Origin of the sequence: Amphibacillus cookii (assembly GCF_016908375.1) — a bacterium.
GTDB classification, from domain to species: Bacteria; Bacillota; Bacilli; order Bacillales; family Amphibacillaceae; genus Amphibacillus_C; species Amphibacillus_C cookii.
Genome location: NZ_JAFBDS010000004.1, coordinates 13,924 through 27,377, shown reverse-complemented (window position 1 = coordinate 27,377; position 13,454 = coordinate 13,924). Strand labels below are relative to the sequence as shown.

The 13,454-nt window shown below is 38.0% G+C and carries 11 protein-coding genes and 1 pseudogene; all 12 read left to right on the top strand.

Annotated elements, in window-relative coordinates:
• Window positions 1-250 precede the first annotated feature (250 nt).
• The 12 genes and pseudogenes from JOE23_RS06890 to JOE23_RS06835 all read left to right on the top strand — a co-directional run bounded on the left by JOE23_RS06890 (window position 251) and on the right by JOE23_RS06835 (window position 13,449).
• The gene (locus JOE23_RS06890) at window positions 251-1,345 is read left to right on the top strand and encodes a hypothetical protein (protein WP_204436956.1); all 1,095 of its coding nucleotides are present in this window, start codon (window positions 251-253) and stop codon (window positions 1,343-1,345) included.
• Window positions 1,346-1,444: 99 nt separating this feature from the next.
• Window positions 1,445-4,705 (top strand): MucBP domain-containing protein, encoded by a 3,261-nt coding sequence (locus JOE23_RS06885; protein ID WP_204436954.1) that lies wholly within the window; start codon window positions 1,445-1,447, stop codon window positions 4,703-4,705.
• Between the two features lie 140 nt (window positions 4,706-4,845).
• The gene (locus JOE23_RS06880; protein ID WP_204436953.1) at window positions 4,846-6,444 is read left to right on the top strand and encodes a T7SS effector LXG polymorphic toxin; all 1,599 of its coding nucleotides are present in this window, start codon (window positions 4,846-4,848) and stop codon (window positions 6,442-6,444) included.
• A 12-nt stretch (window positions 6,445-6,456) separates the two neighbouring features.
• On the top strand, window positions 6,457-6,819 hold the full coding sequence (locus JOE23_RS06875; RefSeq protein WP_204436952.1) for a hypothetical protein: 363 nt from the start codon (window positions 6,457-6,459) through the stop codon (window positions 6,817-6,819).
• 274 nt (window positions 6,820-7,093) lie between these two features.
• A pseudogene (locus tag JOE23_RS18260) lies at window positions 7,094-7,575 on the top strand (DUF2247 family protein).
• Window positions 7,576-7,756: 181 nt separating this feature from the next.
• Window positions 7,757-8,560, top strand: a complete 804-nt coding sequence (locus tag JOE23_RS06865; RefSeq protein ID WP_204436951.1) for an HNH/ENDO VII family nuclease — start codon at window positions 7,757-7,759, stop codon at window positions 8,558-8,560.
• A gap of 13 nt (window positions 8,561-8,573) precedes the next feature.
• On the top strand, window positions 8,574-9,044 hold the full coding sequence (locus JOE23_RS06860; protein WP_239585315.1) for an SMI1/KNR4 family protein: 471 nt from the start codon (window positions 8,574-8,576) through the stop codon (window positions 9,042-9,044).
• Between the two features lie 217 nt (window positions 9,045-9,261).
• Window positions 9,262-9,498 carry a hypothetical protein gene (locus tag JOE23_RS18255; RefSeq protein WP_420827536.1) on the top strand — a complete coding sequence of 79 codons (237 nt, stop codon included), beginning with the start codon at window positions 9,262-9,264 and terminating at the stop codon, window positions 9,496-9,498.
• Window positions 9,499-10,281: 783 nt separating this feature from the next.
• Window positions 10,282-10,665 carry a hypothetical protein gene (locus JOE23_RS06850; protein WP_204436947.1) on the top strand — a complete coding sequence of 128 codons (384 nt, stop codon included), beginning with the start codon at window positions 10,282-10,284 and terminating at the stop codon, window positions 10,663-10,665.
• Window positions 10,662-11,912 carry an ATPase, T2SS/T4P/T4SS family gene (locus JOE23_RS06845; RefSeq protein ID WP_204436943.1) on the top strand — a complete coding sequence of 417 codons (1,251 nt, stop codon included), beginning with the start codon at window positions 10,662-10,664 and terminating at the stop codon, window positions 11,910-11,912. The genes JOE23_RS06850 and JOE23_RS06845 overlap by 4 nt, the downstream gene beginning before the upstream one ends.
• On the top strand, window positions 11,909-12,727 hold the full coding sequence (locus tag JOE23_RS06840; protein WP_204436939.1) for a hypothetical protein: 819 nt from the start codon (window positions 11,909-11,911) through the stop codon (window positions 12,725-12,727). Before JOE23_RS06845 ends, JOE23_RS06840 begins: the two co-directional genes overlap by 4 nt.
• Window positions 12,724-13,449 carry a hypothetical protein gene (locus tag JOE23_RS06835; protein ID WP_204436937.1) on the top strand — a complete coding sequence of 242 codons (726 nt, stop codon included), beginning with the start codon at window positions 12,724-12,726 and terminating at the stop codon, window positions 13,447-13,449. The genes JOE23_RS06840 and JOE23_RS06835 overlap by 4 nt, the downstream gene beginning before the upstream one ends.
• Window positions 13,450-13,454 lie beyond the last annotated feature (5 nt).

Genomic DNA, 13,454 nt, shown 5'->3' with positions numbered 1-13,454 from the left:
AAGATTAAAAGTTTCTTGTCATTAATTATAGGTATGATAACGTATATAACAGATTTCTTTGTCCAATTGGCCAAGAATAGTATGCTTACCGACTTTAAAAGAGTTTAATGTAATTCGAATAAGAATTATGTTAAACTCTTTTTTAATTTTATAAAGGATAATTAAATTCTAACATTGAAAATTAAATCAAGATAAAGTTTAATTTTACAGTAAAATATTGAGATGAATTTTTCTGTGTAGGGGGACTAATATGAAACGAAGCAAAAGAGGACTTATGATGATCTTAATCATGATTGGACTAATGGCGATAGCTGGAACAACCTATGGTTATGTGCAACATCAAAATGACCAACGACTAGAGGAACAGCTTACAGAAGGGCAGAATAAAGTACGTGCTAGCTGTGAGGAGCTAGACACCTATCTTGATGAGCAAGGATTTATGACGGAGGCCTTTGCTGTAGAAAAAATAGAAACGATCAAAACTAATCTTATCTCGTTACAAACGACATATTCTGAAATGACGATTAGGAAGGGTACTTTAAAAGAAACAGCCGACCAGTTGCTACATAACATTGATACTCTTCTGGATCGTGCGGATCAGCTCTTAAGTCAGTACGATCATCAGCAGGCTTTAAACCAGTTTTTTGTTGAAGATGCTATTACTGGAAATGAGGTAACCCATCCAGTAATTGTTGAAAATCTCGATCATGAGAAGTTGGAAGCTTACTATGAAGCTTTTGAGCAACAAGGTTTTGATGAAGAAACAACATGGTATCAAGCTATTGCGCAAGTGCTAGAGGATGCCTCAGAGCAGTTAACACAGATTGAAACAGCAGAAGCTGCAGTAGCTGAACTTTTTAATAATGACGAGGTAATAAAAGAGCCTTCACGCTCAATTTATGAAAATGCACGAGTTAGCGTAGCTAACATAAGGAACGTCAAAATAAAAGAATTTTCAGATGCTAGGTTAGATGCTGTGTTAAAAATAATTGAGGAGAATGAAGCTAAAGCTAATCGTTTGGCAGAGGAGATGGCACGTGCTGAGAATCAGCAGCTTACTCAGGAACAATCATCACAAACTAGTGGGAATGCTAACTCAGCTGGAACTTCAAGTCAAGTGTCTACTGGTGAGAGCTCGCCTAGTGACACAGCCCGTCATTCGGAATCTAATGACGAACATGTGTCAAGTTCCGTAGACGATTTGGAATGGAAACAGGTTGTAAAAGATGAACCCATGCCTAATTGTGAGGATAAAAGCAGGGCAAAAGAGTTAGGGTGTGCTACATACGATGCATGGATAACAGAAGGTAAACCAGAGGATTTTAAAGATCTTTTTGAAGACTAGTTTATAAAGTGGTTGAAGTAAGTCTAGTAATGTCTATTTAACATTAGATATTTCTAGGCTTTTCTTTATGGATCAGAAAATACAGGGAGGGATAAACGAGTGTCTAAATTCAAAAAAACATGTATTGTTTTATTGATGATGATATTGCTTTTTAGTGAAATTTCTTCTCTATTAGTCATCATGGCATCTTCAACTAATCAAGAAAATAGTATTGATGCAGATGGCAAAGGAACGAATCATTCAATCGAATCATTAGAGGAGGAAGTACCAACAAACCTGGATGTTGAAATAGATCATTCCGATGTAGGCACTGATAAAGAACACAATGATGATGATTATTTAATGGATACAGAGGATATTGATATTCAATTTTATGAAGGTAACTATGAAAATATAGAATTTCCAGATGGAATTCATGTTTGGAGCCCCAGCAATTACAATGAACTAGTAGTGAATGGTGATGAAGTGCTTGAGGTGGATGATAATGGAATCTATTGGCTCGGTGATGCTATTTTTTCTACTGAAGGGGATCATAATTTTGATCCAAGACTTGATTTTTTGTTAGCAAAGCCAGCGATTAAAAAGGAAACCAGTAAAACTGTTTTCAGTAGTTTTACAGATATGATAACGTCTATCCTATCTGTTGAAGAATTAAATGCTAGCAGTAACCCCTCAATAGAAAGAATTAGAACTGTTCAATCGGGGTTGTCTAGTGTAGGAGAGTACAGAGTGAATAACAGGCTTGCTTATTGTATTGAGCATAACTCGCCCCCGGCTCAAACGGGGTCATCTTACACAGCCCAAACTCCTTATCGAAATGCTGAAATTCTTAGAGCGCTCTATTATGGTTGGGGTGGTGAGGCTAATATTTTTAGTTCAGGCCAACAGGATGCTGGACTTGTAGTAACATCGCTAATCTTATCTAGGGTGCAGAATCCTGGCGATAGAGAGACTGGTAAATCGTTACCTCGGTATGAGCAACTTTGGAATTTAGTGCGTAATGGAACGAATCCGCCATCTTCGGCCATTAGTCTAACGAGAACAAATTTAAGTGTGAGTGTTAGTGGTAATAGGCAAGTATCTCAGTCAACACGATTGGAGGCCCACAGTTCTAATAGAATTCAAATATCAGTACCTAGTAAGGTTAGAATCGTAAATGAAACAAGAAATACGAGTTCAACAGGGGGCACATTAACTATTAGAGGTGGAGATACGTTCTACTTCTCAGCTCCTTTAGATTATAATACGACATTAAGAAGATCTAATATTAAGGGCGACCTAAAAAGGTACACCCCGATGATTACTTATCATACTAGTGGGAGATCGCAACCATTAATACAAATGAGGGTGGATGATGATCCAAAGGGATCTGTTTCTTTTACTGTTCCTTTTAAACGTCAAGAAGTAGGATTAAAAGTATTCCATAGAGATCTACATTCAAATACTTTATTTGATACAACAACAGCTAAAAGATTGATAGGTGATTCTTACAGAGTTAGTCACTCTTTAATTGAAGGCAAAATAGGGAGTAAGAAATATCCGTTAATTAATGCTGGTGGACAAACGGGTGCTAAAACGATTAGTGCAAATGCATCAAATAATGAGTGGACGGTGTACTACAATACAAGGCACAACCATACTGTTCAGATAATAGATAAGTATTCAGGTAAACTGTTAGAAACTTCGAGTACGAGAACATATAGCTACAAACAAGATTATAGTCGTTCGTTCACGAAAAACAGGACTTACAACGGTACAAACTATGTGTTAGAAGATGGGACAATTGTATCTGGAACGATGGGGCGTGGAGACAGGACAGATAAGTTATTGGCCACACCTTATCATGATATAACGGTAAAATGGCAGAATAGATTCCCGTCGTTTGATGTTTTAAGAGAGATAGAGACAACCCAACCTGTGGGATATAGATACAACTACACACAGCCACTTACGTTTCCCTTAAATGATGGTCGTGTCTTTGAACGTGAGAATAATGATGTTTTTGCTGGTACGCTAGGCTATCGTGACCTATCACACACCTTCCTTTATCGCTTAAGGCGTGATGTGACCGTTAACTATATCGACAACCGGACAGGTGAACCGATTCGGGATAGTAAGGTTTATACTCTGCTTCAAGGGGACACATACAGTGAAGTACCGGCTGTTATTGAGAAGGGTGAATATGTCTACCGATATATTCGCCATGATGGGGATCCTGAATCAGGTGTGATAGGGACATCGCACCTGACGGTTAATTACTACTATGACATTCCTTTAATTAAAACGGGGTTAGAACGGATCCAAATCTATACCACACCAGCTTCCGAAGGCCTTCCTGTAATCGTCGATTTGTTGAAGGAAAACAACTATGCCGATACTTTACAGGATATGGGTGAAGCGACGGTGATGGTTAATGTTTATAAAGGGGATACATTGATTACAGGCAAACGTTATACAGCCCGATCCTTACCAGAACAGCTCACACTCACGATTCCGCCAGAGGCATTAGCGGTGAATGAGACGGCCATCTATACCGTTAAGCTCGAAGACTTTAATCCGAATGATATTCGGGTTCCTGCTGAACAAGCAGAGGTCGACACGGAAGGGCACACAGCTGAACAGGGCGCGCTCCATGCAGAAGTAGCCGGATCAGATGTTCTCCGCTATGAGGGTGTGATCAAAACCGAGCGCATGATTGGCGAAGAGATGGAGGTGTTTCGCGAAAGCTTTGCCATCCCGCTCGAGCCGATTCGCAAGATGAAGACCGGCTATGGGTTTGACATGCCGATTGATCTGACCTATCAGAATGCGCTTGGTAATGCCCCTGTTGCCTTTGGCTTTGCCTTGACTGCGCCAGAGGAGTTGGTGGACCTAAGCTATATCGACTATGCTCGCCAAGCGGGAAGTGTGACGGTCCCACTTGACATCACCGGGCAGACAACACTTGAGAACCTCACCCAGACCAACCAACAGTTTGCGTTACCGGAGGTTCAAGTTGAGATCCAGACCGGTCATTTATTCTCAACCGAGCAAGTGGCAAATGGAGATAGTCGGATCACGCAAAGTTTAATTGACGGTGGAAGGAAGCTATACTTGCCGATTTGGGGCTATGTCGGTGATTACAGTGTCGACGTCACGACCGAGGTGCCAATTGGTATTCACCAGATGACGGTCGCGCTAACTTATCCATTAGAAGTAGTCGGGCATATGTATTTGCATATCGATTCCGAGACAAAGGATAAGGATGCGATTCATATGGAGCCAATTAATCAGGATAACCCCTTCCCGCTAGGGGTGCCGGATAATTGGACTGCGGAAGAGATAGTTGAACTTCAGAACTTCCTGACGCAGAATGACTAGGTTTCTTAATTGAAATAGTATATATGCTTATCAAGCTGCTTTCTAAAACATGAAAGCAGCTTTTCTGTTTTCTAAAAATATAACGGAGCCGGGATGCTTTTTATCCGGTCATACTTTAAACTAAAAGGAGGAGAAGCTGAATGGCAACCCGTGTCAATATGGAAGAAGTCCGAGGCTTTCGGGATGAAACCCGTACATTATGCCGAGAGATACGTGGCGATTTACAGGCAATTCGCCGGGCGCTTGAGGCAATGGGCCAGATGCGTGGGTTTTCAGGGCAAGCCGCTGACCAAAGCAAGCGTTACGTGCGCACCTTTCACCTGACCGTCGTGAAAACCTTTGACAGCCTGTTCGCCGATCTATTGGTCAAGCTAAATCAAGATATCCAAACCTTTCATAACGAGGTAGATACAGCGAGTCGGACGCAAATCAATCGCCACGCCCTTCTGGAGCTACGGGAAGATATTCAGGATGATTACCGCCAGTTTTATCGAGGGTATGAACGGGCGCGTGATAGTCTGTTGAAGGTGACTGATATTAGTGGGGTCAAGGTGCCGGCAATTAAGGACGTCAGTCAGGATAAGGGGGCAACCCGTGAATATATCAGCGAGGTGCTTGATGATCTTAAAGGCTTTGATCGCGGAAAAAAACACAGCCAGATAGAACAGGTCTTGGACCAGTTACGGAAAACGTTAAACCAAACGCAGAAGGTACCGGGCCCTTTAAGGGCGGGACATTATCAACATGTCGTTACCCAGCCAGCGTTTGGAGAGCTCCATCGCTACCAACAAATCGTAAAGCACCAGCAGGCTCACCAACCCCGTCATGTCGGTGAACATCCGGGTGTGAAACGCCAGTTAGCCGACACGCATGCGATATACATGGCAGAGCTAAAGGCTTACCATGTTTATGGACGGATTTCAACCGGTCTAGAAGGCGAGCCCGTGATGATCTGGCATCTTGAAGATAAATTAACAGGGTATGGGGTACAAAATCAAGAGTTGTACCGCTTTTTACAAGAGGAGGGACACCGGCTTGGCCCAGAGCAGTTTGTGCTGATTGATCAGGAGACCTACTTAGCGAAAGTCAATGCTGCCTGGCGCAAGGGTGTCAATTATGTGACGGGTGAAAAGCTTGTGTTTCCGTTTAATTGGGTGATGAGCGCTTCAGTAGGGGCACAGGATATCGTCGCATGGAGCCAAGAGGACGAATTGGGTCAGGCGTTGTCGGTTCTTGGATTCACTTACGGTTCCTATCGGATGTCGACAAATAGTGGCCAACAGCGGATACATGTTGAGGAAAAGAAGAGTGTGCAAACACCAAAGGGGAATGGGAATCAACCGGTGGAATCAAAGCCACAGGCGCAAACGATAAAGGGGAAGGTTAATACTCAGAAAGATCAGGCTGTTTTGAATGGGGATAAGAAAGTCAGTGGGGCTAATTTCGGAAATATAGAGAAATTAGAGTCTCATTTTTCAAAACATGGTTCTAAAATGAAGCAGGCTCTAAACAAAAATAATTATACAATAGCTGATTATTTAAATGATGCTAATCATGTAATTAAGGAAGGTCAATTTGTCCCTGAAATGAATGGTTATGTCAAACTTGTTGGTGGTGAAGGAGGTGCTAAATATGCATTTGTCGGATTAGATAGAGCGACAGGCAATATAACAACTTTACATCTGAAATCTGTAAAGGAACTTGCTAAAAAAGCACCTAGTTTAGGTTTAAATCCATAGGAGGGAATAAAGATGATTATTGTAAAAAAAGTAAACTCGATAGATGAGGATTCAGGAGAGGCGGACATTACTCTTTCTGATAGTGTTTATTCCATAGAATGTTTTTGTAGTGATTGCAATTTATCAGAAGGTGATACGTTTTTAGATATTCTTTACGGGTTTGATGTTAGAAATATTGTTAAAAGTTTCAATGAAGAATGTGTAATAGACAGAAAAAATGATAGTTACCATATTCAGGGTAAACTTGTAGATAGTGAGAATAAAATTATGGAAATAGGGGAACTTAAAATAGATTTGTCAGACGGTAATATTCCTAAGGATATTAAACAAAATGAGTATATAGAAGTTGATATTTCAAGAATCGATATTTATTAAACAATAAAAAGGCACTTCACCATTCGACAGGAATCGAGAAGGTAGAGTCTTGACCAGTAAGAACTAAATTCACTAATCAAGTTAAGGATAGCTGTGTTTATTATTTAAAGTCAAAAGTTAAATAGGGGAGTGAAACGATACTAGTAAAAACTGGTGTCGTTTTTTGAGTGTATCATCTATTTAAGGTTTAAGCCAACGATTTTGCTCGATTCTGAGGTGGAAGAAAAAAACGGGTAAACCTAACCAAGCACCTAAAAAATAAAGGGGAAGGATTATGGAATTGAAGGACTTTAAAGAAAAAAAAAATCAAGTATGATTGGAAAACCATTTATGTAGGAGTAGTGAGAAAATATTTTGATAAGAAAATCATTTCAGATTATGCTGTTGAACTAGTGGAAAGAGGGAATGATGATCCTTTTATTATTGATTTAGCGTGGGAATTTAATTCCAGTAGATTACAACAGATATTATTTGAACTAAAAAATAAATATTTTAATAACTTAGAGGAAGATAATGATGAATTTATACTAGAAGAAAGAAAACTTAGGCTTATACACTTATCTAAATTAAAGGAGACAATTAAATCCGAAGATGAATTACTAAAAAAAAATTGCAGAGTTTTACGATAATAATAATTACCCTGACGACATGGTTAGATTTATAAATTACATGCCTCAGGATTCTCTGACTACCAAAAAAGATTTAATAGTTAGGTTTCAAAATTTCTTAGACTTAGAAAGTAATAAAATTGAATAAATCCAAAAAAGAGTTGAAAACGTTTGTTTTAAATAGGATTAATGGTAAAAGTTTAATGATTATGAAATCTAAGCTTGGGTATAAGGATCTCTTAATCTTAATACAATCATATCTCTTATCGTTAGCCCAAAATGGATAAGGATTTTCTTTATAGAAAATTACTCTTTCATCTAAAAAGAAGTTGTACCGCTTTTTACAAGAGGAGGGACACCGGCTTGGCCCAGAGCAGTTTGTGCTGATTGATCAGGAGACCTACTTAGCGAAAGTCAATGCTGCCTGGCGCAAGGGTGTCAATTATGTGACGGGTGAAAAGCTTGTGTTTCCGTTCAATTGGGTGATGAGCGCTTCAGTAGGGGCACAGGATATCGTCGCATGGAGCCAAGAGGACGAATTGGGTCAGGCGTTGTCGGTTCTTGGATTCACTTACGGTTCCTATCGGATGTCGACAAATAGTGGCCAACAGCGGATACAGGTTGAGGAAAAGAAGAGTGTGCAAACACCAAAGGGGAATGGGAATCAACCGGTGGAATCAAAGCCACAGGCGCAAACGATAAAGGGGAAGGTTAATACTCAGAAAGATCAGGCTGTTTTGAATGGGGATAAGAAAGCCAGTGGGGCTGAGATTCCTAAAGACTATTTACAGACTAGGGAATATTGGAAAAATGATATTGAATTTAAAGGAACGAAAGTTTATCAAAGAGATGGTATAATTGATATTAATAAAGTAGACGTTAAAGGACGATCTAATCTTCAAAGAATGGAACAGGGTTTGGCTCCTTTAGGACCAGATGGTAATCCTGTGAACTTGCATCATATGACTCAACGAGATATAAGTTCTATTGCTGAGGTAGAACAGTCTTTCCATCAAAGTAATTCTAGAACAATTCATATTAATCCTAATTCAGTTCCGTCTGGAATAGATAGAAAATCTTTTAATAAATGGCGTTCTGATTATTGGAAAAATAGAGCGAAGGATTTTAAATAAAGGAGATTTTGTGATGATTACTGAATATAATAAAGCGAAAAAATTAATTGAAGAGAATGACGGTTTAGTAGACGATTTTGGAGGAGCCTCAGATGATATTATAAAAAAAGCTCAAATAGCTCTTGGTGTAAAATTCCCAGAAGATTACAAACTTTTTTTATCTAGTTTTGGAGCTTTAACTTTTGGTTCTATCGAAATTTATGGAGTGTTTAGAGAAGACTTTGAAAATTCAGGTGTTCCAGATACAGTTTGGGCTACTTTAAATGAACGAAGATTAGTAAATATGCCAAAACATTTAGTTATCTTGTTTAATACTGGGATGGGAGAAATGTATTGTATGAACTACGAAGATTTAAATAGTTCTAATGAACCCAAAATCACATCATATTTCCCGGGATTTTCTGAAGATGCACAAAAAAATGAAGTTTTATACAGTAACTTTGGAGAATTTCTTTTAGATATGGTAACTGAAGAAGTTAATTAAATCTAAAATAAAAAAAGCACTTGACTAGTAATGTAGGTTTGAATAAATAAAAAAACACATTTATTATAATTTACCATAAGGTACAAGCTCAACTAACAGATGGAGATCGGAAAGAATAGGGGGGGACTATATATAGATAATTATTATGAAAGATATGAAGGAAATCCTGAGATAGATATTTATATTTTTTTAGAAGGTAAAAAAAGTAGGTATCGAGATGTGGGATGGATATTTTGATAGTATTATGAATAAACTGGAACCACTCAATGGGAAATGGACTTCGTTGGCATACTATTATAATTTAGATGAGGGATGGTATGGCGAAAGTCCCTGGAAAATCCCAGACAATCAAGAAGCATTAAAACAACTTGAATCAATTGATGAAACCAGCTTGGACAAAGTTCCTAAAGAAATATTAGTAAAATTAATTGAGTTAATAAGAAAACTTAGATAAGAGTATTTTCATAGAATATTCCTAAAATAAAGAAAGCAATCGACCTTTAATTTTCATCAAGTATAAAATCTTGACTGCACCTAGAAATCAAATGAATACATGGAAATTTGAAACTACTGATGTTACAGTAATAATTAACGATTTGGGTGATATAATCACAGTGATACCGAAGTAAAGGAGACGGGTGACAATGAAATACGATGAATTAGATTTAATGGAACTTTTTCTATCTGAAAATGAAAGTTTGACGGCATACAGGAGATAGATCCTAAAATACATCAAATAGTCAATAGCTAACATAGGATAAGGATAGCTGATTTTAGCGTAAAGAAATTCAACAGACTCATTAAAATAAAACAATATAACCACAGTAAAAAAAGCTGCTTTCTAAACGGTAAAGCAGCTTTTCTATGTTTATCGTTAAACCAAACGCAGAAGGTACAGGGTCCTTTAAGGGCGGGACATTATCAACATGTCGTTACCCAGCCAACGTCAGGATCACCAACCCCGTTTACAGCAAAATGGGGTATCCGAGTGAACAGCAAGTAAGAAAAGAAATAATAAACGGGCCATAGAGACAGTATGATAAAGGATTAGCCTTTCCAGCTAAGTATGTTGTAAATCTCTTATAGATCTTAAGATGTTTTCTAAATGAAAGCATCTTTTTTTATTAAGAATTTTTAGTATAACAAAACAGTTAGACTTAGCTTTTAGAATATATGCAAAAGTGTATTTATATTAAAAGTAATCATAAAGCCTAAAGTAATAGAAAGAGGTGATGGTTTGAAAGGTTATATTACGATTATTGGCATGCTGTTTATTGGGTTGGCTACGACCTTCTTCCTTGTCAATATGTTCTCCGAGAGCTATTCGAAGGATTCTGTCGTATCTTCTATGATTGAAGCAGGAAAGGTTGCAAGTGTAAGGGCGTATGATCATAGCGCAAGAGTAAACGAGCATACTGTCAATCTATCAATTGAAACTTTTGAAAGGACCTTTGAGGAAGAATTAACGAAGAGTTTAACTGGTTCGTTAACAATTGTTGATTTCACATATCATTACTTGATGTCTGGCGAAGATGTGAAAGCTATTAATATAGAAATTTGTGATGATAATGGCAATGTTTATTCAACTAATTTTAGGCAGAGTATAAGTGAAATGGAGTGAAAGAACTTGTGATTAGTCAAGAGATATTAAAAGAGATTAAAAATGATTTAAAAGAATTTCATTCGGAGCTGTATCTTGAATCATTTATTAACATGGAGTCAAGAGAGGTTTTGAAACGGATTGTTGCCAAAAAGCATAAAGCCCTGTTAGGAACAGAGGAGCGCTTGCATTATGCTATTCAGGAAATTGTCGGTTTAGGGGTGATCGATGAGATTATTAACAACAATCATCTGGTAACGGATGTTAGCTTTAATGGTACTGCACTTATTATTGAGACCCCTGACGAAAAATATGAATATGAACAGGATGTTGAAGAAGAATATATCATTCAGATTATCCAAAAGTTTGCGAATGCAGTTGGGAAAGAATTCACTCCCAAAACGCCAATTCTCGATGCAGCGTTAAATAATCTAAGAATTAATGCTGTTCATAAAACAATAAGTAGCTATGGGACAACAATGGCCATTCGGGTCAGTCGACCTAAGCTCGTTTTAAATGAGGACACCTTTCCCGGCTTTGCGCCTATCTACATGCTTGAGTTCTTTAGAGCCGCTGTAGAAACACGCTGTAATATGGTTATTGCTGGAGAGACGGGAACAGGTAAAACGGAGTTTCAAAAGTTTCTGACAAGCTTTATCCCGTTTAATGAAAAGATTGGCTGGATTGAAGATACGTTAGAAGGCCATGTTAAGGAATTATTTCCTGAGAAAGATATTATCAGCTGGCTTGTGACACCAGGTACAAGTATTTCCGAATTAATTAAGGCTATGCTGAGAAATAATCCAACCTGGATTAATGTTTCAGAGACTCGTGGAAAAGAGGCCTATGAAATGATCCAAGCTGTTCTTAGTGGGCACCATATTATCACGACTGCTCACACGGTTGGAGCGAAGGCTATTCCTACTCGGTTTATCAACATGGCCAAGATGGGCTATGAAATTGATGAAAAATCACTTGAACGAGATATTTTTCGTTATTTTCAGATTGGTGCGTTTATTAAGAAAAAAAGAATTAAAGGCCGCATGACGCGGTATTTATCTGAGGTGGTTTTCTTTTTAGAGGATGGGAGTTGTCATACCATTTTTGAGGTGAAGGAAGTGCACGGCGAACAGCATTATATGACATATGACCTACCAGCCGAATTTATTGAGCGCTTAAAAGAATACAACATAGCTTATGAGGATCTTTTAAGCAACAAGTTATCTTCCTACCAAGGAGCATACTTGAAAGGTGGTGAACACACATGAAGAAGAAAAGAAAAAAGAAGAAATTATTTAATATTGATGAAATCAATGCTTATCGCGTTGCATATGGAAATCCAATGCAACGCAAGGATTTTATTAAAATCATTGTGATTCCATTTGGTGTCTGTTTCCTCTTTGTGTTTTTATTATTTTTTAAATGGTGGCTTGCTTTAATAGCTGGAATAGGAGGGGTAGTCTATACGTTTAGCTTTCTTCTACCTAATAACGAGAAGCGCAATTATGAATTAAAATCATTTAGAGAACGTAATAAGTTTGTTAACAATATGACGCAAATTTTAACAAATGAAGATAGAACGGTTATTCAAGCTGTTAAGACAATTACTGAAAGAGCGCAAGGGGAATTTAAGCAGGATTTAATTAAGCTCCAGACCGATTTAATCGAAGGATCTAATCAGACGACCCAAAATGCCTTTAGAGAATTGGAGCATAAATATCAAACAGATGTGATCTTTTCACAGTATTTGGAGCAGCTTACCACTGCGATGCTTGAAGGTAGAAGTAATATTGATACCTTAAAGGATATTAAGACTTATCATAATATGATTAAGGACAGGCAAAGCACCTTTTTTATTGAAAAGGAGCAACGTGCCAAGGACTTTCGATTTATGATTCGGATTGCGCTAATCTTTATTGGGGTGATTATTTTTTCCTTTGGAATCAGACAGTTTATCCAGGCCTTCACAGAAAGCTTGATTGGTTGGATTGCCTCAACGATTTACTTAACATTGCTTGCTTCGATCTATCATAGCTTTGCGAAACGGGTTGCAGATGATAGTGTACTGGAGGTGAAGCTATGAAGGAAAAGCTACAGAAGCTTTACCGGAAGCTTGCTGAAAAGGATCTTGAGAGTATGCTAATCAAGATGCGTTATGATGAAGATAAATTTTATCAGATTCAACAGAAAAGAGTTATTAACTTTGTCATTATGCTGTTAATAAGCGGTCTGCTCGGTATCATTTCAATCGTATTTACGGCTTTTGGTCTTGCACTGGCCATTTATCAATGGATGAGTAAATTTCGATACATCCAAAAAACCTATAAGAATTTTTTATTTCAACAGCAACTCAGCTTCTCAAAGTTTACTAGAATGCTTATTCCATACCTCTATCAGGAAAATGCAACGTTGTATAATGCGTTTAATCGAATGCTATTGCGAATGGAGGATGGTTTTGTGAAAGACTGCTTAGAGCGGTTAATTATTGAGATGAATGATAATCCTAATTCGGCGGTTCCCTTTGAGCATTTTGCCGAGTCGGCCTCTGGTACGGACGAAGCGACATTATTTATGCATACGCTCTATGATTATCAGCAGAATAGCTTTGACCGAAGTATTATTCAGGAACTAGGAAGAATGGCTAGTGAGGAGCTATTTAAAGGTGTTGACGAGATTATTGCCTTTAAGCTTGGACGATTTAACTTATTCCCAACAAAATTAACCATGATTAACTTAATTATAGTCATGGGCTATATGATAGCTGTGTTTATTGAAATGCTTAAGCAACTTATTTCAGGCAATTAGGAGGT

What these genes read in the sequence shown, in the direction of transcription:
- JOE23_RS06890 (WP_204436956.1), top strand. Translation starts at nt 251, where the DNA reads ATGAAACGAAGCAAAAGAGGACTTATGATGATCTTAATCATGATTGGA.
- JOE23_RS06880 (WP_204436953.1), top strand. Translation starts at nt 4,846, where the DNA reads ATGGCAACCCGTGTCAATATGGAAGAAGTCCGAGGCTTTCGGGATGAA.
- JOE23_RS06875 (WP_204436952.1), top strand. Translation starts at nt 6,457, where the DNA reads ATGATTATTGTAAAAAAAGTAAACTCGATAGATGAGGATTCAGGAGAG.
- JOE23_RS06860 (WP_239585315.1), top strand. Translation starts at nt 8,574, where the DNA reads ATGATTACTGAATATAATAAAGCGAAAAAATTAATTGAAGAGAATGAC.
- JOE23_RS18255 (WP_420827536.1), top strand. Translation starts at nt 9,262, where the DNA reads ATGTGGGATGGATATTTTGATAGTATTATGAATAAACTGGAACCACTC.
- JOE23_RS06840 (WP_204436939.1), top strand. Translation starts at nt 11,909, where the DNA reads ATGAAGAAGAAAAGAAAAAAGAAGAAATTATTTAATATTGATGAAATC.
- JOE23_RS06835 (WP_204436937.1), top strand. Translation starts at nt 12,724, where the DNA reads ATGAAGGAAAAGCTACAGAAGCTTTACCGGAAGCTTGCTGAAAAGGAT.